Here is a 24,659-nt window from a genome sequence, read left to right as displayed (position 1 = left end):
TTTAGGAGAAAAGATGGAATTGTACGTAGATAATAAAAAGATGAAATTGAAGCAGAAAAAATTTAAAAGTTTTGGGAGAATGATTAATGAAATTACAAAGCAGTTGACTCTGAGCAATAAAGTCCCTTATAAATTTTATATTAATGGAGAAAAATTAAAAGAAAATTCTATAGTAGATTTAAAGGATTTAAGATTGATAGAAGTTATTACAAAAACAGAAGGAGAAATGTTATTAGATTCAATATTAAGAGCAAAGGAACAAATTGATTTATTTTTTTCAATTTTTGATTATGCTGATGAAGATCCCACTAATGTAGGTAGAGCAGCTGTTGTTGTCACTGAAATAGAAATGGTGGAAAGAGGAATTTTTTTAAGATGGTTTTATAACTTATTATTGCTTATGAAGGCTAGTGGAGATTTAGATTTTCTATATAGTGATTTTGATGAATATATAATTGAATTTGAGCAAGAAATGGAACGAATTGAAAAGGCATATGATGCTCAAGATTATGAAGTGTTTGTTGAGATGCTGGAATTTTCTATAGGTAACCTACTTAAAGACTTTTATGAAAATATTGAGAATTATTATAATGACATCTTAGATGAAGAAAATCGTAAAAGATTGCTCAACTAAGAGTTAGATACTGATCAATCTAATATTTGAAAATTGATAATCTCTGTGATAAGATTTAAAATAAGAAAATAGAAAAAAGATGGAGGAGTATAATGAGAACAAATGTAATAGCTGGAAACTGGAAAATGAATAAAACCAATACAGAAGCAGTAGAAATGCTTACTGAATTAAAAAGATTAGTAAAAGATATAAAAGGAGTAAAAATAGTAATAGGAGCTCCATTTACAGCTCTATCTGATGCTGTAAAAGCAGTAGAAGGAAGTAATGTAGAGATAGCTGCAGAAAACGTATATCCAAGATCATCAGGAGCTTACACTGGGGAAGTTTCTCCTACAATGTTAAAAGCAATAGGAGTAAAATATGTAATCTTAGGACACTCAGAAAGAAGAGAATACTTCAAAGAGTCAAATGAGTTCATCAATGAGAAAGTAAAAGCTGTATTAGCAGCTGGAATGACTCCTATCCTATGTGTTGGAGAAAAATTAGAAGATAGAGAAGCTGGAAGAACTGCTGAAGTAAATGAAACTCAAGTAAGAGAAGGATTAAAAGATATAACTGCTGAAGAAGCTAAAAATATAATCATAGCTTATGAGCCGGTATGGGCAATAGGAACAGGGAAAACTGCTACTCCAGAAATGGCACAAGAGACTCATAAAGAGATAAGAGAAGTATTAAAATCTATGTTTGGAGCAGTAGCTGATGAAATGGTAATCCAATATGGAGGATCAATGAAACCTGAAAATGCTGCTGAATTATTAGCTCAAGCTGATATAGATGGTGGATTAATTGGAGGAGCTTCATTAGAGGCAGCTTCATTTGCTAAAATAGTTTTAGCTGCAAAGTAGTCAAATTTTAGGAGGAATAAAAATAATGAAAAAACCAGTAATGTTAATGATATTAGATGGTTGGGGAATAAATAAAAATCCAGAGCAAAAAAATGCAATAACTGCTGCTAACCCTGAAACATTCAATAGACTTATGAATGAGTATCCTCATTCTGAATTACAAGCTTCAGGAGAGGCAGTAGGATTACCTGATGGACAAATGGGTAACTCAGAAGTAGGACACTTAAATATAGGCTCTGGAAGAATAATATATCAACCATTAGTAGAGATTTCAAAAGATATCAGAGAGGGAACAATATATGAAAATCCTGTGTTAAAAGAGGCTTTTGAATATGCTGTTGCTAATCGAAAAAATGTTCATTTTGGTGGACTTTTATCAAATGGAGGGGTACACTCTCATATAGAGCATCTATTTGGTCTTTTAGCTATGGCTAAAAAATATGGAGTAAAAGCTTATGTACATGCTTTTCTAGATGGAAGAGATACAGCTCCACAATCAGCTAAAGGATTTGTAGAAGAGCTAGAAGCTAAGATGAAAGAGATAGGAGAAGGAACAATAGCTACTCTTTCTGGAAGATACTATGCTATGGACAGAGATAAGAACTGGGATAGAGTAAAACTTGCTTATGATGCTATGGTTTTAGGAGTAGGAAATAAAGCTAACTCAGCAGTAGAGGCAGTAGAAGCTTCTTATGCAGAAGGGAAAACAGATGAGTTTGTTGTACCAACTGTTATAGATGTTAATGGACTTATAAAAGCTGGAGATGTATTTATTAACTTTAACTTTAGACCAGATAGAGCAAGAGAAATTACAAGAGCTTTAAATGATAAAGAGTTTACAGGATTTGAAAGAGAATACTTAGGAGTAAAATATTATTGTATGCGTCAATATGATTCTACAATAGATGCTCCAGTTGTATATGAAGATAAAGATATTACAAATACATTTGGAGAAGTTTTAGCAAAAGCTGGAATGAAACAATTAAGAACTGCTGAAACCGAAAAATATGCCCATGTAACTTTCTTCTTCAATGGAGGAAAAGAGGAGCAATTTGCTGGAGAGGATAGAAAATTAGTTGCATCACCAAAAGTAGCAACTTATGATTTACAACCAGAGATGTCAGCTTGTGGAGTAACAGAAGGGCTAATGGAAGCTTTAAACTCTGGAGAGTATGATGTAATTATAGTAAACTATGCTAACCCAGATATGGTAGGACATACAGGAGTATTTGATGCTGCTGTAGCTGCAGTACAAAAAGTAGATAGATGTATAGCTAAAGTTTCTGAAAAAGTTTTAGAACTTGGAGGAACATTACTTATAACTGCTGACCATGGAAATGTAGAGTTAATGGAAGATCCTGAAACTCATATTCCTTTCACAGCTCATACTACAAATAATGTACCATTTATCTTAGTTTCTAATGAGTATAAAAATGCTAAATTAGAAGATGGAAAATTATCTGATATAGCTCCAACTATGTTAGATATCTTAGGGCTTGCTAAGCCAGAAGAGATGAATGGAAAATCTTTATTAGTTAAGTAAATAATTGTTAGAAGGATAAAAAGGAAGTCATCAATAATTGATTGACTTCCTTTTTGATATAGTTGTAACTTTTTATAAATAAAATAATTCTTAATTTTCATTTGAAAATATCTAAATAATCTAACCTTATTATTTAAAGATTGAAAATAAAAAAGGAGAAATCAAGTTTATGAAATCTCCAAATTTAGATGATTATTCTTCAGTAGAAGAAGTTCCATATTTAGATAAAAGTTCTTGATTTTCTCTTTTTTCATCTTCTAATTCTATTTTTTTAATAGATAACTTGATTCTTTGTTTTTCTTTATCTATCTCAATGATCTGTGCCTTTACAATATCTCCAACTTTAAATCTATCTTTTAAATTTTTAATAAAATCTTTAGATGCCATTTGAGCAGGAACAAATCCATCTATACCTTTGCTCAAATTTAAAAATAAACCAAAATCCATAATGTTTTTTATTTCTTTTTCTACAGTTTGTCCAACTTTATAATTTTCAAGAGCTACTTCCCAAGGACTCTTAGTTAAAGCTTTAATACTTCCTTTAATTTTATTATCTTCCATATTTAAATCAATAACTTTAAAGTTTATACTATCACCAATAGAGAATTTTTTACTAGTTTCTCCTTGCCAATTGTAATCTGATTGATGAATAAATACATCTACTCCAGGTTCAACTTCAGCAAATAGTCCAAATGGTTTTATATCTAAAACTTTTGCTGATAATTCTTTACCAATAGCAAATCTTTCTTCTGCAGAATCCCATGGATTTTCACAAAGTTGTTTTATTCCTAACTTTAATTTTCTTTCGCTAGGAACAAATTCAAGTACTTTTACTTTTATAAGATCTCCTACTTGTGTAAATTCTGCAAGATTTACTCTTTTTTTATTCCAAGTAAAATCAGACATGTGAATAAGTCCTTCTACTCCATCAGTTATTTCTACAAATGCTCCATAAGGAAGTAATTTAGTTACTTTTCCATTGACTATAGAGCCTACTCCAATATTTTCAGCTACAATATCCCAAGGGTTTTTAGTTAGAGCTTTTATAGAAAGTTTGATATTTTTCTTTTCGGGTTCTAAAGAGATAATTTTTCCTTGAATAGAATCGCCTTTTTTATATTCATCAGTTAACTTTTCTAATTTTTTCCAAGATGTTTCAGAGATATGAATAAATCCTCTCAGATGACCTATTTTTACAGATAGTCCAAAATCTAATACATCGGTTACTTCAGCTTCAACTATATCTCCTACTTTTAACTGAGAGAATTCTTGCTCTTCTTTTTGTAAAGTGATATCTTTTCTTGAAAAAGTTATTTTTTTAGTTTTTTTGTCTTTTTCTGTTTGAATATCTTTTATCATAAGTTGAACTTCTTTACCTATGAAGTCATCTCCATCTTTCATATTAATTTCTGATAAAGAATTTGGTAAAAATCCTTGATGGAACATAGCCTCTACCATATATCCACCTTTTATTTTTTTTATAATTTTTCCTGTAATTATCTCTTTTTTCTCGAAAGCTTCTTCTAATTTTTTTAGATTATCTTCCATATCAATTCTTCTTCTTGAACCAATTATAAATTCTCCATCTTCAGTTTCTCCAACTAAAAGAATCTCTACTTCATCACCTATGTTATAAGCTAAAAGCTCTTCATTTCTAACTCTAACACTTGTTGGTTGTCCTTGTACATCAAGATAAGCAAAATTTCTATCTCTTTGTGCAATTGTTCCCGTAACTCTTACCTTTATTTTTTCCTCTGCTGGTAAGTAATCGTTTAGCAGAGCTTCAAATTCATCATAGTTTTCGTTATTATACATTAATGAATCCCCCTTATTTGATTTTCTATTTTAATAACTATTTCTTCTGGTGTAGATGCTCCTGCGGTTATGCCAATTTTTTTCTTTCCTTCAAACCATTCCTTTCTTAGATCATTTTCATCTTGAACTAAATAGGTATTAGGATTAAAGTTTAATGAAATATCATACAATTTTTTTGTGTTTGAACTTGTTTTTCCTCCAATAACTATAAGCATATCCACTTGTTGGGCTAATTCTTCTACTGCTTCTTGTCTAACTTGAGTAGCCCCACATACCTTATCTAATATTTTAACATTTTGATAGTTATTTTCCAAATAACTTTTTATTTTTTCTAACTTTTTTTTATTTAAAGTTGTTTGTGTTAAAAGACAATACTTTTTTTTTGGATCTATTACTATATTTTTTAATTCTTCTAGATCATTGCAAACTGTTACATTTTTACCAAAAGAGATTATTCCTTTTACTTCTGGATGATTTTTATCACCTATAAATAATATATCATATCCATTCTCTTCCATTTTTACAAGAGTCTTTCTAATTTGTGTTACAAATATACATGTTGCATCATAGATTTCTACTTTCTTTTTATTTAAAATTTCGAATATTTTTTCTGATGTTCCGTGAGCTCGAATTATTACAATATCTCCTCTTTGAAGTTTATCTCTTCCTTGTAAAATATCAAGTTCTTGAACAATTTTAAATCCTTGCTTTGAAAGTTGGTTAACAACATATTCATTATGAACTAACATTCCTAAAATATATATTTTTTTATTTTTATTTTTTTCATCATTAGAAATTTTATGACATATATTTATAGCTCCAGAAACTCCAAAACAAAATCCCATATGTTTAGCTCTTATAATTTTCATAATCATTCCTCATTAAATTTTTTAACTTCTATTAGATTTACTAATGCTTCTAACATTTCATTTTCGTCAGGACCATCAGCTATGAGCTCTAATTTTCTACCTTGCTCTGCAGCTAATAACATTAATCCCATTATACTTTTTCCATTTATTTCTTCATTACCACATTTTACAATTATATTAGAATCGTAGTTAGTTACTACTTGTACAAAAAGTGATGAAGGTCTAGCATGAAGTCCAGCTTTATTTTTGATTTCTACTATTATACTTTTCATATTATTTTTTAATCTCCTAATTTTTAATAATTGATGTACTTTTTTAAAATATTTTTTACTTCTTTTTCATCTTTAGAATTTAAGATACTTTCTTTAATTTTGCCTAGATCTTCGTAATTGAGATTTCTAATTAAAGTTTTAGCAGCCAATATAGAGCTTTCTACCATACTGAAATCCTTTATACCTAAACTTAAAAGAGCAATTATTGCTTTTAAATCACCAGCCATTTCTCCACATACAGAAACTTTTTTTCTATATTTATCAGCAGCTTCTTTTATGTAGTATATAGCTTTTAGAACAGCTGGATTATATGAAGAATAGAGTTCACCAACAGTTTCTGAAAGTCTATCAGTAGCTAAAATATATTGGGTTAAATCATTGCTTCCAATACTAAAAAAGTCAACTTCTCTAGCAAATTCTTCAGCTAGTAAGATAACAGAAGGAACTTCTACCATGATACCAACTTCAATTTTTTCATTAAAAGGAATTTTTTCTTTTTTTAAATTTTCTTTGACTTTTTCTAAAATTATATTGGCTTTTTTTATTTCATTGATACTTGTTATCATAGGATACATTATTTTTACATTTTTTTCATTAGATAATCTGAGAATTGCTCTTAATTGTGTTTCGAAAATATCAGGGTATCTCAAAGAAAATCTAATACCTCTAAGTCCTAAGAAAGGATTGGTTTCATTTTTCATTTTAAAATAAGAAAGTTGTTTATCTGCACCAATATCTAAGGTTCTTATTATGATAGATTGTTCTTTTGAAAATCCATTTAATATTTGTTTGTATTTCTTTAATTGTTCTTCTTCAGATGGAAAAGAAGTAGTATTCATATAAATTAGTTCAGTTCTAAGTAATCCTACTCCTGCTATTAATTTTCTATCTATTTCAGAGTTTATTTTTTGCTCATTAGTACCTAAATTTAAATATAAATTTATATTTTTACCATCTTTTGTAATACAAGGTGAAGAAGCTGATTGTCTAACTTGTTCAAGAATGTTTAAAAAATTTTCTCTTTTTTTTGAATACTCCTTTATTTGTGAGTCATTTGGAGCTATAATTACTAACCCATTTTCTTGAGTAGTATCTAAAATAATTTCCTCTTTCCAGTCATAATTAAAGATATTTGTTACTCCCATGAGTGTTGGTATTTTTAGTGCTTTAGCAAGAATAGCTAAATGGGATGTCTCACCACCATACTCCATAATAATTCCTTTTAGATTAATCCCTTCTTTATGAATTTTTAATAACTCAGTTGGATAAATTTCTTTTGTAACAAGTATTTTCTCATCATATTTTTTATAATTTTCATTCCCATTATTCAAAGTTTCGATTAATCTATTACCCACATCTTTAATATCCAAACCTCTTTGTTTATAGATAGGGATATTTATATTCTCAAATAATCTTATAAACTTTTCTGTAACTTCTTTTATAGCAAACTCTGCTTTTTTTTGTTTTTGCTCTATTGTTTTTCTTATGTCAGAAATATATATAGGATCTGAGATTAATAAGAGATGAGCTTCAATTATTTCAAGCTCTTGTTTGTCAATTTTATTACTTAAGTCCATTTTTAAATTTTTTAATGAGAGAATAGATTTTTTTATACATATTTCTAGCCTTGTTTTTTCTTTTTCAATTTCTTCAAAACTGATATTCTCTTTTTCATTTTGCAAATTTATATTTGTATCTAAATAAGTTTTTCCAATTACAACACCTTCATATACACACTTTCCTGTCAGGTATTTCATTAAAAAATCCACCTCTTTATATCTACTTATATACTACATAAAATTATATCTTATTTTAGTTTTTTTTTCAATTTTTAATTGAAAAAGGAAAGTTTTTAAAAAAATTATTGATTATATTATGAACATGTGCTAAAATCATTAATAATATAGTCTATGTCAAGAAATAATAAGATAAATATCACGAATATAAATGTATTAGAGTTGGTTTAGTATATTATTATAGTATGAAAAATGCTTAGGAGGGTTTAAAAATGAACACTATGTTGGATGTTTTTGGGGCTAATTATTTTTCAGAGCTTGAATTAAAAAGTAGGGTTCCTAGTTCTGTTTTTAAAAAATTTAAGGCCGTTCAACAAGGTAATGCGGAGATGTCATTAGAAGTGGCTGATGTCATTGCTAATGCAGTTAAAAGTTGGGCAACAGAAAAAGGAGCTACACATTTTACTCATTGGTTTCAACCTCTTACTGAATTAACAGCTGAAAAACATGAGTCTTTTATATCTGTAACTTCTGAAGGAACTATTATGTCTCAATTCTCTGGAAAAGATCTAATAAAAGGAGAAGCGGATACATCTTCTTTTCCTAATGGCGGATTAAGATCGACTTTTGAAGCTCGTGGATACACAGCTTGGGATACAAGTTCTCCTATGTTTATAAAAGGAGAGGGAATGACTAAATCACTTTATATTCCTACAGCTTTTGTTGGATATAATGGAGAGGCATTAGATAAAAAAGTTCCACTTTTAAGATCAATTAAATCTATTGAAGCACAAGCATTAAGAATGCAAAGATTATTGGGAGATTTTGATACAAAGCATGTCAATGTAACTTTAGGGGTAGAGCAGGAGTATTTTCTTGTAGAGAAAGAGTTTTGGGATAGAAGGCAAGATTTAGCTTTGGCTGGAAGAACTTTATTTGGAAATCTTCCACCAAAGGGGCAAGAGATGAATGATCATTATTATGGGACTATTAAAGAAAGAGTAGAAATATTCATGGCAGAATTAGATGCAGAGCTTTGGAAATTAGGAGTAATGGCAAAAACAAAGCACAATGAAGTGGCGCCTAATCAATTTGAAATAGCGTTGATGTTTACTTCGGCAAATGTTTCAGTTGATCAAAATCATCTTGCTATGGATACTATAAAGAAGATAGCAAATAGGCATAAATTAGCTGCTCTTTTGCATGAGAAGCCATTTTCAGGAGTAAATGGTTCAGGAAAACATTGTAATTGGTCACTAGCTACAGATACTGGAATAAATCTTTTTGATCCAGATAATTTATCAGCAGAGAATCTTCAATTTTTACTATATACAATGGCAGTAATAGAAGGAATAGATAGGTATGCTGATATATTGAGAGCTTGTACTGCAACTCCAGGAAATGATCATAGACTAGGGGGACATGAAGCTCCACCAGCAGTAATATCAATATTTTTAGGAGAACAATTGCAAGAATTATTTGAAAATATAGGAAACGCTTCTTTCTTAGAGACATCGGATATCAATGAAACAATTAATATAGGAGTTCGTATTCCTAAAATAGCAAAAGATTTATCAGATAGAAATAGGACTTCTCCATTTGCTTTTACAGGAAATAAGTTTGAATTTAGAATGCCTGGTTCAAGTGCTTCAGCTTCAACACCAGTATTTATGATAAATACTATTGTTGCTGATATTTTGAGAGAATATGCTGATATTTTAGAGAAAACTAATCCAATTCAAAATATTAATAAATATATAATTAAACTTATTAAGGAGAGGTATAATCTTCATAAAAGAGTTATTTTTAATGGAAATGGATATGAAAGTTCATGGATAAGTAAAGCTAAAGAGCTTGGGTTATCAAATTTAAAAAATACTATTGAGGGAATACCTGTATATATTAGAGAAGAAACAATTGAGTTATTTGAAAGAAATGGTGTTTTATCGAGAAATGAACTTTATTCAAGATTTAAGGTTTATAGTGATAGATATAATAAACAAACTAATATTGAGATATCAACAGCAATAAGAATGGCAAGAAATGAAATATATCCTTGTGTTATAAAATATATAACAAATATATCACAAATGATTAATAGTGTAAGAGAAGCATTAAAAGAAGAGGAGTATATTCAATTTGATAAAGAGCATTTAATCAAAGTTATAGGATTTAAAAATCAATTAAAAAATTGTATAACTGAATTAAATGAAGGATTAAAAGTAGCAATGCTGATATCAGATGAGTATGAAAGAGCTTGTTATTATAATACAGAGTTAGTGCCAATATTTAATCAAATGAGATATGTAGTAGACTCATTAGAGCTGTTAGTTGATAAGACTGTATGGCCTATTCCTACTTATTATGATTTATTGTTTAGATTATAATTGAAATATAAAAAAGGATATTGGAAGTAATTTCAATATCCTCTTTTTTTTATTAATTTTAGCTTGCATTTATTATGACTAATTTAGTATAATTAAATCATAGAGATTATTAAATTTATAAGGAGGGGTAGATGTCAGTATTATTTATTAATTATCCTAAGTGTAGTACTTGTATTAATGCAAGAAAATGGCTTGAGGAAAATAAAATAAATTTTGAGAATAGACATATTGTTGAGAATAATCCAACCAAAGATGAGCTTAAAAGATTTATAGCTTTAAGTGGTTTATCAGCAAGAAAATTTTTTAATACTAGTGGGATACTTTATAGAGAGATGAAACTTAAGGAGAAACTTGTTACTGCTACTGAAGATGAGATGTTAGATATCTTGTCATCTAATGGAATGCTAGTAAAAAGACCTTTGTTAATTACAGAAAATGGTGTTTTAATAGGATTTAAAAAGGATAAATGGGAAGAGTTTTTTAAATAATTTTTAGGAGGGGAATATGAATAAACTATGTGAAGTAGATAAAGATATTTTTGAAGCTATTGAGGCTGAAAAGAAAAGGCAAAACGAGGGAATAGAGTTAATAGCATCTGAAAACTTTGTATCAGAAGCTGTATTAGAAGCAGCTGGAAGTATAATGACAAATAAGTATGCTGAAGGATATCCAGATAAGAGATACTATGGAGGTTGCCATATAGTTGATATAGCTGAGAAATTAGCTATTGAAAGAGCTAAAAAATTATTCGGTGTAAACTATGTAAATGTTCAACCACATTCAGGGTCACAAGCTAATATGGGAGTATATAAAGCACTTCTTAGTATAGGAGATACAGTTTTGGGAATGAAATTGGATCATGGTGGACATTTGACTCATGGAAAAAATGTAAATTTTTCAGGAAAAGACTACAATATTGTATCATATAGTGTTTCTCAATCTGATGAAAAAATAGACTATGATGAAGTAGAAAAAATAGCACTTGAAACTAAGCCTAAAATGATAATAGCTGGAGCTAGTGCTTACTCAAGGATAATAGATTTTAAGAGATTTAGAGAGATAGCTGATAAAGTAGGAGCTTATTTAATGGTAGATATGGCACATATAGCTGGACTTATTGCTGCTGGAGTGCATCCATCTCCTATTCCATATGCTCATGTGGTAACTACTACAACTCATAAAACACTAAGAGGACCTCGTGGTGGAGTTATTATGACTAATGATGAAGAGATAGCTAAAAAGATTGATAAATCTATATTTCCTGGAATACAGGGAGGCCCTCTTATGCATATAATAGCAGCTAAGGCTGTAGCATTTAAAGAGGCTTTGACACCTGAGTTTGTTGAATATCAAAAACAAATTGTAAAGAATGCTAAAATTTTAGCTAAAGTTTTAGAGGAGGGAGGACTTAGAATCGTAAGTGGAGGAACAGATAACCATATGATGCTTATAGATGTAAAATCTAAAGGACTTACAGGTATGCAAGTTGAAAAATCTTTAGATTTAGCAGGGATAACTGTAAATAAAAATGGTATTCCTTATGATACTGAAAAACCAATGGTCACCAGTGGAATAAGAATAGGAACTCCTGCTATGACGACTAGAGGAATGAAAGAAGAAGAGATGAAGAAAATAGGAGAGTTTATTCTTAGAGTTATTGAGAATATTGAAAATGAAAGTGAACTTTTGAAAATAAGAGAAGAGGTTAGAGAGTTGTGTTTAAATTTTCCATTGTATTAAAGTTTAAAGTTATTATTTAGATATTTTTAAATTTTCTTTATTCAATTAGTATTTGAATAATTAAAATTTGAAAAAATAGAATAAGAAAGGAAAAAGTAAAAAAAGAACATTATTCTTGAATTAAAATGTAGTGAATTCTCTTTCTTAGATACTATTATTTAATCATTGATTAATAAGGATTGACTCCTGTATTCTGTAGACGTTAATCCTTTTAATCTTATTCTTTTGTTAAAAACTACAACCTCTATCTTAGATATCTAAGATAGAGGTTGTAGTATAAAATTCTTCTTTTCAATTTGTTAGATTTTAATATATATTTTTAAAGTTTTCCCCTTTGATGATTTTTACTATTCTACTTGTACCTAATCTATCAGCCCCAAGTTCCATAAATTTAGCAGCATCATCTAATGAAGAGATTCCTCCAGCAGCTTTTATTTTAACATTTTTTCCTACATACTTTTTCATTAGAGCTATATCATCAAATGTAGCTCCACCAGTTGAGAATCCAGTAGAAGTTTTAATATATTCAGCTCCTGAATTAGTAACTATTTCACACATTTTTATTTTTTCCTCTTCAGTTAGAAGACAAGTTTCAACGATTACTTTTAATATTTTACCATTACAAGCTTTATGAATATCTTTAATCTCTTCTAAGATTGCATTAAAATTTTCATTTTTTACATCAGTAATATTGATAACCATGTCTATTTCATCAGCACCATTTTTAATAGCATCTTCAGTTTCAAAAATTTTTACAGCAGTTGTAGAATACCCATTAGGGAAACCAATTACTGTACAAATAGGTAGCTTATCTCCTACATATTCTTTAGCTTTTTTTACATAAGAAGCTGGAATACAAGCAGAAGCAACACTGTATTTTATTCCATCATCAAGAATTTGTTTTATATCTTCCCAAGTAGCATTTTGAGTTAAAAGTGTGTGGTCAACAGCACTTAATATTTTATTTCTATCCATATACATATCCTCTCTTAATTTATTTTATCTAAAATAGAGTATCCAATAGTATCTTGAGGCATTGTTAGTCCAAAGTTATCAACTATTGTTGCTCCTATTACAGCAAAGGTATCAAATTCTCCTAAATTTCCATTTTCTTTAAAAGATGGAGAATAAGCTATAAAAGGCACTTGTTCTCTAGTGTGATCAGTTCCAGTATAAGTAGGATCATTTCCATGATCAGCTGTCAATATTAACAGATCATCTTCTCTCAACTTAGAAAGAAGTACTCCTAAATTTTTATCAAATTTTTCTATCTCCTCAGCATAACCTTGCGGATTTCTTCTGTGTCCCCATAAAGCATCAAAATCTACTAAATTTACAAAACAAAGACCTGTAAAATCTTTGTTGGCTATTTCAATAGTTTGTTCCATTCCATGAACAGAACTTTTTGATTTATGAGACTCAGTAACTCCCTCTCCATCAAATATATCATTAATTTTTCCAACAGAAATTACATCTAGTCCAGCATTTTTTAAAACATTAAGAGCAGTATTTCCATAAGGTTTTAAAGCATAATCATGTCTATTACTTGTTCTTTTGAATTCTCCTTTTTTTTCACCTATATATGGTCTAGCTATTATTCTCCCGACTTTCCATTCATCTTTCATAGTAAGTTCTCTAGCTATTTCACAATATTTATAAAGATTATCTAATCCCATATATTTTTCATGTCCACAGATTTGTAAAACTGAGTCAGCACTGGTATAAACTATCATGTCTCCCGTAGCTATCTCATGTTCTCCATATTCATCAAGTATTTCTGTACCACTAGCAGATTTATTTCCAACTACTTTACGTCCACATTTAGCTTCAAGTTCATCTATTAATTCCTTTGGAAAACCTGTATCAGTAAAAGTTTGGAAAGGTTTTTGTATATTAAGTCCCATCATCTCCCAATGCCCAGTCATAGTATCTTTTCCAACACTAGTTTCATTAAGAACAGCAAAATATCCTAATGGTTTTTCTACTGTATTTACATTTTTAATAGGATGTAGATTAGCTAATCCTAATTTTTGCAGATTTGGAATATTAAGAGAAGAAACAGATTTAGCAATATTACCAAGTGTATCTACTCCTATATCTCCAAATTTTTCAGAATCTTTCATAGCCCCAATTCCTAATGAATCTAATACTATTGTAAAAATTCTTTTGTATTTTTTCATATTAATCTCCTTTTTAGTCAATAAAAGTTTCTAGAGCTATTTCCATCATCTTAGTGAAAGCAGTTTGTCTCTCTTCAGGAGTTGTAACTTTATGAGAAGTGAAAGAATCAGATATAGTTAAGAGACAAGCTGCTTTTTTACCTAAAACTTTAGCATTATGGAATAGAGCAAAGCTCTCCATTTCTACACATGTACAACCATGTTTTGCAAAATGCTCTTTATAGCTATCTACATTTGGCTCTGTATAGAATACATCACTTGAATGAATTTTTTCAACATGTAAAGGAATACCTAATTTTTTAGCAGTTGCTATAATTTTTTCATTTAATTCTTTATCTGGGTATGTAGTATCACTTTCATATCCATTTTGAGTATGAGCAAAAGTTGATTGACTCCAAGCTGATTCAGCTAAAACAACATCGTATACATCTAACTTATCAACATAAGCTCCAGCTGAACCAATACGTACAATATTTTCTACTCCATATACTTTGAATAACTCATAAGAGTATATTCCTATTGATGGCATTCCCATTCCAGAAGCCATAACAGTAATTTCCTTTCCTTTATATGTTCCAGTATAGGCAAGCATATTTCTAACAGAGTTAACTTGTTTTATATTTTTTAAAAATGTTTCAGCTATAAATTTTGCTCTTAAAGGATCTCCAGGCATTAAAACATTTTTTGCAATTTCTCCGATTTTAGCATTATTGTGTGGTGTCATATTAATATATCCTCCTATTATTTTAAATCATCACTTGTAAAAGAAAAAGGTAAAAGTTCAACAATATTTGTGATCATAGCTTGAGAATTTGTATTAGCAATAATTATAGGGGTATCCTTTTTTAAAAGCTCAACCATAACTTGTCTACATGCTCCGCAAGGACTTCCTAAAGTGTTCCCTTTAGTTACTAGAGCCATAGATTCAATGTCATCTTGTCTATACCCTAAAGAATATACATGAAATAGAGCACTTCTTTCAGCACAATTAGTAAGCCCATAAGAAGCATTTTCTATATTAGCTCCAACATAATATTTTCCATCTTTAGTTTTTACACAAGCTCCAACATGGTATTTTGAATAAGGTGCATAAGCTTTTTCCATTACCTCAAAAGCTCTATCTAGAATATCTTTATATTGTTCAAATATTTTTTGCATAAATACCTCCTTCTAGTAATAATTGAGGTTGAAAATCAACCCCAATATATTATAACATAAATTTATATAATTGTGATAAATCCAACAATCATCGCACTTAAAATACTTACAGCAAAACCACCTATCATAGCTTTGAAAGCAAGTCTAGCAAGTACAGGTCTTTTGTCAGGACAAAGTATAGATATTCCAGAAATACAAATTCCCATACTAGAAACATTAGCAAACCCAGCCATAGCAATACTTAACATAAGTCCTGTTCTATAATCTAAAGAAGCAAGGTGTTGACCTAAATTTTGAAAAGCAACAAATTCATTTAAGACTAATTTAAATCCAAGTAATTCTCCAGCATACAAGATATTTTTACCTTCTAATCCCATAAAGAAACCAAATGGAGAGAATATATATGCGAAAATTTTCTCAAGGCTTAATCCAGCAACTCCTAATATACCATTTACAAGAGAAACAATAGAGATAAATGCTACAAGAGAAGCAGCAATGGCAATAACAGCTTGGATACCGTTTACAGCTCCTTCTGTAACAGCTGATATAATATTTTCATGATGTCCTTTTCTATCCATACTTACATTTTCAATTACTTTAGCATGCTCTGTTTCAGGTAAAAGAATTTTTGAGATAGCAATACTTCCAAAGGGAACAAGAGCTGAAGCTGTAAGTAGATACTCCATAGGGATACCTAAAGCAGTATATCCTCCAATTATTGTAGCAGACATACTTCCCATTCCAGAAACTAAAACTACCATTATTTCACTTTGAGTCATATTTCCTAAGTATTTACTAACAAGAATAGGACTTTCAGTTTGTCCTAGAAACATATTAGCAACAGCAACAAAGCTTTCAACTTGAGTAGTTCCTAAGATTTTCCCTACTACTTTACCAATAACTTTAACAATAGCTCCTAATATTCCAAGATAGAAAAGAGCAGCTACTAGAGCTGATAGGAATATTATGTTTCCAAGAGCACCTATTATAAATATGAAACCAGTAGCTTGACTAGGGTCTGCTAAACTACCAAATACAAATGATAATCCATTAAATCCATAACTAAGAATTTTTGTAACTACATCAGAAAGCTTAGATACTACAATTCTTCCAAAAGGAAACTTTACTAGAAGAAAAGCTAGAATAAATTGAACAATTAAAGCTTTTACAACAATAGAAATTTTTACTTCCTTTTTGTGTGAAGATATAAGATACAATAGACCTAATAGTAAAACTATACCAATTAAAATTATTATCCCTTTCATCATTCCTCCGATTTATTTAATTAAAATTATAAAAGACCAGATTCTTTATCTTGTTTAATTAAGTTACGAATAGCTTGAACTGTAACTTCAATAGCAGCCTCTGTATCATGAACAACGGGGTTTTCTAGTCCTAATTTTTCTCTTTCTTGGTTAGCAACAACTAAAAAAGATGAACCTACACGAACTTTTAAATAATCTCCAACAACAAATAAAGCAGCAGATTCCATTTCAGAAGCTTTACATCCTAGACGCACCCAAGCATTCCATTTGTTCACTAGTTCATAATCTACAGGTTTTGTTTCAGGCTCATGTTGTCCATAAAAAGCATCCTTACATTGAACAATTCCAACATGATATTTTTTATTTAAATCTTTAGCAGCTTGAATAAGTGCATTAGTAATTTCGAGATTAGCAACAGCAGGAAACTCTATTGGTGCATACTCTTTACTAGTTCCTTCCATACGAATAGCCCCAGTAGCGATAACTAAATCTCCTCCCATTATATCTGTTTGCATACCACCGCAAGTTCCAACTCTTAAGAAAGTATCAGCTCCAACTCTTACTAACTCTTCAAGAGCTATTGAAGCAGATGGTCCCCCTATTCCAGTAGAAGTAACACTTACTTTAACACCATCTAAATAACCAGTATATGTAACATATTCTCTACTATCTGCAATAAGTTTAGCATCATCAAAATGTCTTGCTATTTTCTCACAACGTTTAGGATCTCCAGGTAAAATTACATATTTACCTACATCTCCCTTTCTTAATCCTATGTGATATTGTACCCCTTCTTCAGCATATTTCATGATATGACCTCCTGAATAATTTTAATAAATGTCTACAAAGTTGTATAATTTATAATTAAAATATACCATAACTAAATAAAAGTGTCAATTATTAAATTGTTTTTTATCTATAAAGATGTCTAAAAATTATAAAAAATATTAAAATATAGAGGTGTTTATTTTTTATGAAAAATATGATAAAATTGAATAAATTTATTATTGAATTCATTAAAATATTTTAGGTATAAATTATTTAGGAGGAAATTTATGAAAAAAGAACTACTATTACTAGGAAGTTTATTAATTTTAACTCAAAATATATTAGCTGGAAATATTGGAATAGGATATGGAGTGACAACACCTATATATCATAATAATAAAAATACATATATTTTACCAATAGTAGACTTTGAGTATAATAAATTTTTCCTTAAAGGAGGAAGTACTTATGGTTTATCTTTAGGATATAAATTAATAGAAGAAGATAATTATGTTTTATCCCTTTATGGTATGCCCTTTGGTGGATATGAAGTAAAGAATAGTGATATGAAGTCAGGTTATAAAGGAATAAATGATAGAAATACTTATTTTATGGGTGGAATGGAGTTAACTTATTATCCTGGAATATATAATCTTCAAACAAAGTTAGCAGTTGAGTATGGAAAGGAAGGTGGCCATTTTAATTTAAGCTTAAGCAGACCTTTTTATGTATCTTCAAAAATAGTATTAATTCCATCATTAAATTATATTTATTATGATTCGAATTTTATAAATTATTATTTTGGGATTGATTCGAGTGAGCTGGGGAGAGCAGAAGGAGAAAAAATAACCAACTCATTTAATGGAAGAGAGGCTCATAGAGTAGGGATAGGAGTTTTAGGAAACTATAGAATAAATGAAACTTTGTCATTAATGGGATTTACTGGTGTGACAAAGTTACCAAAAGAAATATCAAACTCTCCAATAGTTGATAATGATCTGATTTATGTGTTTGGAGCAGCTTTAATTTATACTTTTTAAAGATGTAAAATTATATAAAGTTGTTTGTTAAACTTAATTTATACTATGTTCATGTTTATAAAAAAATTCTTTATATAATGAAAAATTATGATATAATATTAACGTATTAACTCTTTGGGGTGGGAGGTTGAAATTATTTTGGATAGAAGTATATTAAAGACAGAAATTTTTAATCAACTAGATATGAAAGATTTATTGAAAAAAGAAGAAGAGATACGAATAGCACTTTTGGGCAATCCTAATGATATAGAGTTATTAAGAGGGCTAGCTATTTTATTATATCATAAGGGGGATTATTCAGGAGCTATAAAAATATATAAAAAGGTATTAGATTATAGAGATAATAAAGCAGAAGGATTAGCTTTTTTAGGACAACTTTATTATGAAAACGAAGATTATTTAAATGCGATAAAAGCTTTTGAAAAATCTTTAGATATAGATCCGGATGTTGCTTTTGTACATTTTTTATTAGGTAATGCTTACTCAAGAGCAGGAAAGCTTATGGAAGCAGTTATGAGTTATGATTTTGCAATATTTTTAGATCTAGATATTTATAAGGCTCATATAGATTTTGCACAAAAATATGAGAAAATGGGATTGTTAGAAAGGGCTCTAAAAGAGTATACGATCGCTTATGAAATAGATCCGCGTGAAAAAAATGTTTCGGATAAGATACGAGAGTTGAAAAAGAAACTAGAGTTAAAAGTAATTTAGAGTTTCAAAAGTATAGAGTAAGGAGAATAAATGATTTATAGTGTTTCATTAACTTTTATATTAATACTATTTTTATTTATAGGAATAACAGTTGGCTTTAATAGGGCTATAGGTATGGCACCTGTATTATTTATAGTATTTTTATTAGTTACATTTCTAGGTTGGTTTGCAATAAATTTCTTTTGGTTAATATTGTTAATTATATTTATTAATTATTTAAAAAATAGGAATCAGCCTAAAGGTACAAGAAGAACTTACTATTACAGATATAATGGTAATAATGCAAAAGATTTTGAGGATTTTTTTCGTCAAGCTGGTGGAGATTTTAAGGGGCAACAACAAGATAGTTATCATAATAGAAATAACCCATTTGGTTATACAGAAGATAGAGGAAAGTATTATGATATTTTAGGAATTAGTAGAGATGCTAGTAGAGATGAAATAAAAAAAGCATATAGAGATTTAGTAAAGAAACATCATCCTGATAAGTTTACCAATGCTAGTGAAATAGAAAAGGAACAGCATGAAAATAAATTAAAGGAGATAAATGAAGCTTACGAAAAACTTTCAAAAGATTTTTCTTAACTTGAAATAGGTAAGTAAGTATGGTATAATTTAGCGCGTATGGAAAGTCTTTTATAAATGTACAGTGCAATTTTATAAGGAGTGTATTTATGAAATTAAAAACGTTAATTTTAGCTGCTGGAAAAGGAACTCGAATGAAGTCAGAATTACCTAAAGTTATTCATAAAGTAAATGGAGTTCCAATGATATCAAAGATAATAAAGGTCTTATCAGGATTGAATCCAGAGGAAAATATACTTATTTTGGGGCATAAAAAAGAGGAAGTTTTAAAAATTGTAGGAGAAAATTGTAATTATGTCTTACAAAATGAACAATTGGGGACAGGTCATGCTGTTATTCAAGCAAAAGGAAAACTTCAAAATTATGATGGGGATGTAATGATATTGTGTGGAGATACTCCCCTGCTTAGAGATAGTACATTAAAGGCTTTATATGAGTATCATAAAAAAGGTGAGGCTGTTACAACTATACTTACTTCAGTTTATGATAATCCATTTGGTTATGGAAGAGTAGTGAAGGAAAATGGTTTAGTGAAAGCTATTGTAGAGGAAAAAGAGGCTACTGAGGAGATAAAAAAAATCAAAGAAGTAAATGCAGGAGTATATTGTTTTAACTCAAGAGAACTTTTTAAAGCTTTAGAAAGAATAGATAACAAAAATGAAAAAGGAGAATATTATCTTACTGATGTAATAGGAATTCAAGTATCTGAAAATAAGAAAGTTCAAAGTTTTATTTTAGAAGATAATATGGAAATTTTAGGAGTGAATTCTAAGATAGAGTTAGCTCAAGCTGGAAAAATTTTGAGAAATAGAAAAAATAAGGAATTAATGGAGGAAGGAGTTATTCTTATTGATCCAGAAACTACTTATATAGAAGATGATGTGAAAATAGGAAAAGATACTATAGTATATCCAGGAGTATTTTTACAAGGAGCGACAGTTATTGGAGAAAATTGTGAAATAATAGGAAATAGTAGAATCGTAAACTCTGTTCTTGGAAATGATATAAGAATAGAAAATTCAGTCGTAGAAGAAAGTAGTATAGACAATGGAGTGACGATTGGGCCTTATGCTCATTTAAGACCTAAGACTTATCTTAAAGAAAAGGTACATATAGGAAATTTTGTAGAGGTTAAAAAATCCATTTTGGAAAAAGGGGTAAAAGCTGGGCATTTGACATATTTAGGTGATGCTCAAGTTGGTGAAAATACAAATATTGGTGCTGGAACAATCACATGTAACTATGATGGTGTAAATAAATTTAAAACTATAATAGGTAAAGATGTATTTATAGGAAGTGATACTATGCTCGTAGCTCCCGTAAACGTAGGAGAAGGAGCTCTTGTAGGTGCTGGCTCTGTGATTACAAAAGATGTTCCTAATAGTTCATTAGCTGTATCGAGAAGTAAACAAATTATTAAGATCGACTGGAGGAAATAAAAAATGATTAATTCTGAAAATGTAAAAATTTTCACTGGAACTTCAAACAAAGACTTAGCTAAAAAAATAGCTGAAAAATATGGGTTGCCTTTAGGGAAAGCAGAAGTAGTTAGGTTTAAAGATGGAGAGGTATTCGTTAAAATTGATGAAACAGTAAGAGGAAGAGATGTGTTTGTAGTACAGTCAACTTCTGAACCTGTAAATGAAAATTTAATGGAGTTATTAATTTTTACTGATGCTTTAAGAAGAGCATCAGCTAAAAGTATCAATGTTATAATTCCTTACTATGGATATGCTAGACAAGATAGAAAATCTAATCCCAGAGAGCCAATTACATCAAAGTTAGTGGCTAATTTATTGACGAAATCTGGAGCTACTAGATTAATAGCGATGGATTTACATGCTGATCAAATTCAAGGATTTTTTGATATTCCTGTTGATCATATGCAAGCACTACCATTAATGGTAAGATATTTTATGAAAAAAGGATTATATGGAGATGATGTAGTTATAGTTTCCCCAGATATAGGTGGAGTAAAAAGAGCTAGAAAATTAGCTGAATGGCTAGATTGTAAAATAGCTATTATTGATAAAAGAAGACCAAAGCCAAATATGTCAGAAGTAATGAACTTAATAGGAGAGGTTCAAGGAAAAACAGCAATCTTCATAGACGATATGATAGATACAGCTGGAACAATAACTAATGGAGCTGCTGCTATTATAGAAAGGGGAGCAAAAGAAGCTTATGCTTGTTGTACACATGCTGTATTTTCAGATCCAGCAATAGAAAGACTTGCAGCCTCACCTTTAAAAGAGGTTATAATAACTGATTCAATAGCTTTACCAGAGAGAAAAAAATTAGATAAAATAACTGTATTATCAGTAGATGAAATTTTTGCTGAAGCAATTAGGAGAATTATAAATAATCAATCAGTTTCTGAGTTGTTTGAAAAAAAATTAATAATGGATAATTAATTTAGGCAGAAAAAGCTAGTATTTTACTAGCTTTTTCTAATTAGATATGATAAAATATTAAGAGTCTAAAATAAGGTGTAGAGTATGAAAAAAATATATAATTTAGAAAATATAAATTTTTTGGAAATAGCTAATTCTCTAAATTCTGGAGAACTCATAATATATCCAACTGATACTGTATATGGAATAGGAGGAGTTATCTCTTCTGAAGAGACAATAAAAAGTATTTATAAAGCTAAAGAAAGAAGTTTTAAATCTCCCCTTATAGTTCTAATAAGTGATGTAAAAAAAATAGAGGAAATAGCATATATAAGCGAAGAAAATAGAAAAATTGTTGAAAGATTAATAGCAAAATTTTGGCCTGGAGGGCTTACAATCATTTTGAGAAAAAAAGAGTGGATTCCAAATGTTATGACAGCTTTTGGAGATACAGTTGGAATAAGAATGCCAGCTTTAGATGTAGCATTAAAAATAATAGAATCTGCTGGTGGAATGCTTCCAACTACAAGTGCTAATATCTCTGGAGAAAAAACACCAAGAGCTTATGATGAGTTATCAGAAGTTTTTAAAGGAAAAGTTGATATTTTAGTGGATGGTGGCAAATCACCATTAGGGATTGAATCAACTATAATTGATTTGAGTGATGAACCAAGAATAATAAGATTAGGTGCAATATCAATTAAAGATATAGAAAAAGTAATTGGGAAAAGTATAGGGAGGAATTTATGAAAACACAAAGAGTAAATCCTAATGGAATGAATCCGATGCATATGAATAATATGTCTAGCATGATGGGGACGATGAATATTATTCAAAGAATAGGGAAAGGAAAAAGAAAAATAAGTGTTAATTTAGATAAAAGTAATAAAAAATTCTTATCTAAATTTATAGATGAAGTTAAAAAACAACTTACTTCTTCAGCTATAGGAGCACAAACAACAAGTTTAGAAGAATTTTTTGATTATATAAAATCTATTGCTGATGCAAAAGAGCAAATGGAATTGAAATTAAGTTTTGAAGAGTATGAGTTTTTGAAGAGAATGATAGTTGATTCTATAAAGGGAATGGAAGCAATGAGTTTTAAATGGTACCAGTTTGTAAAAAAAGGTATGTTAAAAGTTATGTTGAAACAGTATAAAGAATTACTTACAAAATTTAAATAGAGATATTAAAACTGTGGAAAAATTTAAGGGGCTAAATGAAAAAGTTGGAGCAAGTTAGTAAAGTTGAGTACTAAAAAATACAACTCTGAAAATAATAATGAAGTTAGTGTTTATTAGTAGGATAGTTACACTTGCTTTTTATTTTGAAAATAATAATTATTGAAAAAATTTAGAATATAATGTAGAATATATTGATAAAAATAATTGATAGGAGAGTAATGGATGTTTGTAGATGAGGTTATAATAACTGTAAAAGCAGGAAATGGAGGAGATGGTTCGGCTGCTTTTAGAAGAGAAAAATTTATACAATTTGGTGGCCCTGATGGAGGAGATGGAGGAGATGGAGGAAGTGTGATTTTTCTAGCTGATTCTAATATAAATACCCTCATAGATTTTAAATTTAAAAAACTATTCAAAGCTCAGAATGGAGAAAATGGACAAAAAAAACAAATGTATGGGAAAACAGGAGAGGATTTAGTGATTAAGGTTCCTGTTGGAACACAAGTAAGAGATATAGAAACTGGAAAGCTTTTACTGGATCTAAATATACCAGGAGAGAAGAGAACTTTACTCAAAGGTGGAAAAGGTGGTTTTGGAAATGTTCATTTTAAATCTTCTATTAGAAAAACTCCAAAAATAGCTGGTAAAGGTAGAGAGGGAGCAGAATTAAAAGTAAAACTTGAATTAAAACTTATAGCTGATGTTGCTCTTGTAGGATATCCATCTGTTGGAAAATCAAGTTTTATTAATAAAGTATCAGCTGCTAATTCTAAAGTAGGAAATTACCATTTTACAACTCTTGAACCTAAATTAGGAGTAGTAAGACTAGAAGAGGATAAATCTTTTGTAATAGCTGATATACCTGGGCTTATTGAAGGTGCACATGAAGGAGTAGGATTAGGAGATAAATTTTTAAGACATATAGAGAGATGTAAAATGATATATCATTTAGTTGATATATCTGAAGTTGAAGGAAGAAGTGCTATTGAAGATTATGAAAAAATAAATACAGAGCTAAAGAAGTTTAGTGAAAAGTTAGCAGCTAAAAAGCAAATAATATTAGCAAATAAAATGGATCTATTATGGGATATGGAAAAATATAATACTTTTAAAGAGTATGTAGAATCTCAAGGTAATGAAGTATATCCTGTATCAGTAATACTAAATGAAGGAATTAAGGAAGTTTTGTATAAAAGTTGGAGCATGTTAGAGAAAATAGATAGAGAACCATTAGAAGAAGAGGCTAGTGTAAATGAAGTTTTGAGAGAAATAAAAGGAGATAAAGAAAATTTCATTATTACTCAAGATGAAGATGGAACCTACGTGATAGAAGGAAGGGTACTAGATGGAGTACTAGCTAAGTATGTAATTACTATGGACGATGAATCAATAGTAAATTTCTTGCATATGATGAGATCTTTAGGAATGGAAGAGGCTATGAGAGAAGCTGGAATTCAAGATGGAGATAGTGTAAGGATAGCTGATGTTGAATTTGAATATGTAGAATAATCATATTTTAAAAGTTAAATAA

General features: G+C 29.4%; 24 protein-coding genes. 14 read left to right on the top strand and 10 right to left on the bottom strand.

The features are described from left to right. Positions 1 to 13: 13 nt before the first annotated feature. From DYA59_RS07305 to gpmI, 3 genes are all read left to right on the top strand, one after another. Positions 14 to 634, top strand: coding sequence for a chemotaxis protein (locus DYA59_RS07305; protein WP_115270829.1), 621 nt, complete (start codon positions 14 to 16; stop codon positions 632 to 634). A gap of 92 nt (positions 635 to 726) precedes the next feature. Then, positions 727 to 1,479 (top strand): triose-phosphate isomerase, encoded by a 753-nt coding sequence (tpiA, locus tag DYA59_RS07300; protein WP_115270827.1) that lies wholly within the window; start codon positions 727 to 729, stop codon positions 1,477 to 1,479. A 25-nt stretch (positions 1,480 to 1,504) separates the two neighbouring features. Beyond that, positions 1,505 to 3,022 carry a 2,3-bisphosphoglycerate-independent phosphoglycerate mutase gene (gpmI, locus tag DYA59_RS07295; RefSeq protein WP_172606965.1) on the top strand — a complete coding sequence of 506 codons (1,518 nt, stop codon included), beginning with the start codon at positions 1,505 to 1,507 and terminating at the stop codon, positions 3,020 to 3,022. Positions 3,023 to 3,214: 192 nt separating this feature from the next. Here the strand turns inward: gpmI and DYA59_RS07290 are convergent, their stop codons facing one another. The 4 genes from DYA59_RS07290 to ptsP are packed head-to-tail and all read right to left on the bottom strand — an operon-like array spanning position 3,215 to position 7,735. After that, positions 3,215 to 4,837 carry a 30S ribosomal protein S1 gene (locus DYA59_RS07290; RefSeq protein ID WP_115270823.1) on the bottom strand — a complete coding sequence of 541 codons (1,623 nt, stop codon included), beginning with the start codon at positions 4,835 to 4,837 and terminating at the stop codon, positions 3,215 to 3,217. Next, entirely contained in the window at positions 4,837 to 5,706 is an 870-nt protein-coding gene (ispH, locus tag DYA59_RS07285; protein WP_115270821.1) for a 4-hydroxy-3-methylbut-2-enyl diphosphate reductase, read from the bottom strand. Before ispH ends, DYA59_RS07290 begins: the two co-directional genes overlap by 1 nt. Positions 5,707 to 5,708: 2 nt before the next feature. Continuing rightward, the gene (locus DYA59_RS07280) at positions 5,709 to 5,978 is read right to left on the bottom strand and encodes an HPr family phosphocarrier protein (RefSeq protein WP_115270819.1); all 270 of its coding nucleotides are present in this window, start codon (positions 5,976 to 5,978) and stop codon (positions 5,709 to 5,711) included. Between the two features lie 23 nt (positions 5,979 to 6,001). Next, positions 6,002 to 7,735, bottom strand: a complete 1,734-nt coding sequence (gene ptsP / locus DYA59_RS07275) for a phosphoenolpyruvate--protein phosphotransferase (RefSeq protein WP_115270817.1) — start codon at positions 7,733 to 7,735, stop codon at positions 6,002 to 6,004. Positions 7,736 to 7,986: 251 nt separating this feature from the next. On the opposite strand from ptsP, the gene DYA59_RS07270 reads away from it, so the two are divergent. From DYA59_RS07270 to glyA, 3 genes are all read left to right on the top strand, one after another. After that, a complete protein-coding gene (locus DYA59_RS07270; RefSeq protein ID WP_115270815.1) occupies positions 7,987 to 10,101 on the top strand; it encodes a glutamine synthetase III family protein in 2,115 nt (704 codons plus the stop codon). A 131-nt stretch (positions 10,102 to 10,232) separates the two neighbouring features. Then, positions 10,233 to 10,589 (top strand): arsenate reductase family protein, encoded by a 357-nt coding sequence (locus tag DYA59_RS07265; RefSeq protein ID WP_115270813.1) that lies wholly within the window; start codon positions 10,233 to 10,235, stop codon positions 10,587 to 10,589. Between the two features lie 16 nt (positions 10,590 to 10,605). Then, positions 10,606 to 11,841, top strand: coding sequence for a serine hydroxymethyltransferase (gene glyA, locus DYA59_RS07260; RefSeq protein WP_115270811.1), 1,236 nt, complete (start codon positions 10,606 to 10,608; stop codon positions 11,839 to 11,841). 306 nt (positions 11,842 to 12,147) lie between these two features. Here glyA and deoC read toward each other — a convergent pair whose 3' ends face one another. The 6 genes from deoC to udp all read right to left on the bottom strand — a co-directional run bounded on the left by deoC (position 12,148) and on the right by udp (position 17,253). Further along, complete coding sequence (gene deoC, locus DYA59_RS07255; RefSeq protein WP_115270809.1) at positions 12,148 to 12,816, bottom strand: deoxyribose-phosphate aldolase; 669 nt, start codon at positions 12,814 to 12,816, stop codon at positions 12,148 to 12,150. Positions 12,817 to 12,830: 14 nt separating this feature from the next. Further along, positions 12,831 to 14,021 carry a phosphopentomutase gene (locus DYA59_RS07250; protein ID WP_115270808.1) on the bottom strand — a complete coding sequence of 397 codons (1,191 nt, stop codon included), beginning with the start codon at positions 14,019 to 14,021 and terminating at the stop codon, positions 12,831 to 12,833. Between the two features lie 13 nt (positions 14,022 to 14,034). Next, the gene (gene deoD / locus DYA59_RS07245) at positions 14,035 to 14,745 is read right to left on the bottom strand and encodes a purine-nucleoside phosphorylase (protein ID WP_115270807.1); all 711 of its coding nucleotides are present in this window, start codon (positions 14,743 to 14,745) and stop codon (positions 14,035 to 14,037) included. A 17-nt stretch (positions 14,746 to 14,762) separates the two neighbouring features. Then, a complete protein-coding gene (gene cdd, locus DYA59_RS07240; protein ID WP_115270806.1) occupies positions 14,763 to 15,179 on the bottom strand; it encodes a cytidine deaminase in 417 nt (138 codons plus the stop codon). A 62-nt stretch (positions 15,180 to 15,241) separates the two neighbouring features. Further along, positions 15,242 to 16,444, bottom strand: coding sequence for a NupC/NupG family nucleoside CNT transporter (locus tag DYA59_RS07235; RefSeq protein WP_115270805.1), 1,203 nt, complete (start codon positions 16,442 to 16,444; stop codon positions 15,242 to 15,244). Positions 16,445 to 16,470: 26 nt separating this feature from the next. Continuing rightward, positions 16,471 to 17,253 carry a uridine phosphorylase gene (gene udp / locus DYA59_RS07230; RefSeq protein WP_115270803.1) on the bottom strand — a complete coding sequence of 261 codons (783 nt, stop codon included), beginning with the start codon at positions 17,251 to 17,253 and terminating at the stop codon, positions 16,471 to 16,473. Positions 17,254 to 17,499: 246 nt separating this feature from the next. Between udp and DYA59_RS07225 the strand changes: the two genes are divergently transcribed. From DYA59_RS07225 to obgE, 8 genes are all read left to right on the top strand, one after another. Further along, the gene (locus DYA59_RS07225; RefSeq protein WP_115270801.1) at positions 17,500 to 18,252 is read left to right on the top strand and encodes a MipA/OmpV family protein; all 753 of its coding nucleotides are present in this window, start codon (positions 17,500 to 17,502) and stop codon (positions 18,250 to 18,252) included. 138 nt (positions 18,253 to 18,390) lie between these two features. Beyond that, on the top strand, positions 18,391 to 18,966 hold the full coding sequence (locus tag DYA59_RS07220; RefSeq protein WP_245943723.1) for a tetratricopeptide repeat protein: 576 nt from the start codon (positions 18,391 to 18,393) through the stop codon (positions 18,964 to 18,966). 30 nt (positions 18,967 to 18,996) lie between these two features. Next, positions 18,997 to 19,551: a DnaJ domain-containing protein gene (locus DYA59_RS09610; protein WP_115270799.1), complete on the top strand. Its 555-nt coding sequence runs from the start codon at positions 18,997 to 18,999 to the stop codon at positions 19,549 to 19,551. An 89-nt stretch (positions 19,552 to 19,640) separates the two neighbouring features. Next, entirely contained in the window at positions 19,641 to 20,990 is a 1,350-nt protein-coding gene (glmU, locus tag DYA59_RS07210) for a bifunctional UDP-N-acetylglucosamine diphosphorylase/glucosamine-1-phosphate N-acetyltransferase GlmU (RefSeq protein ID WP_115270797.1), read from the top strand. Positions 20,991 to 20,993: 3 nt separating this feature from the next. Further along, complete coding sequence (locus DYA59_RS07205; protein WP_115270795.1) at positions 20,994 to 21,965, top strand: ribose-phosphate diphosphokinase; 972 nt, start codon at positions 20,994 to 20,996, stop codon at positions 21,963 to 21,965. Between the two features lie 84 nt (positions 21,966 to 22,049). Beyond that, complete coding sequence (locus DYA59_RS07200) at positions 22,050 to 22,694, top strand: L-threonylcarbamoyladenylate synthase (protein ID WP_115270793.1); 645 nt, start codon at positions 22,050 to 22,052, stop codon at positions 22,692 to 22,694. Next, positions 22,691 to 23,128, top strand: a complete 438-nt coding sequence (locus DYA59_RS07195) for a hypothetical protein (protein WP_115270791.1) — start codon at positions 22,691 to 22,693, stop codon at positions 23,126 to 23,128. Before DYA59_RS07200 ends, DYA59_RS07195 begins: the two co-directional genes overlap by 4 nt. A gap of 222 nt (positions 23,129 to 23,350) precedes the next feature. Then, on the top strand, positions 23,351 to 24,637 hold the full coding sequence (gene obgE / locus DYA59_RS07190) for a GTPase ObgE (RefSeq protein ID WP_115270789.1): 1,287 nt from the start codon (positions 23,351 to 23,353) through the stop codon (positions 24,635 to 24,637). Positions 24,638 to 24,659 lie beyond the last annotated feature (22 nt).

Source organism: Fusobacterium necrogenes (genome assembly GCF_900450765.1).
Classification (GTDB): Bacteria; Fusobacteriota; Fusobacteriia; order Fusobacteriales; family Fusobacteriaceae; genus Fusobacterium_A; species Fusobacterium_A necrogenes.
Note: the sequence above shows the minus strand (reverse complement) of the source record. Positions and strands in the feature narration are given on the sequence as shown.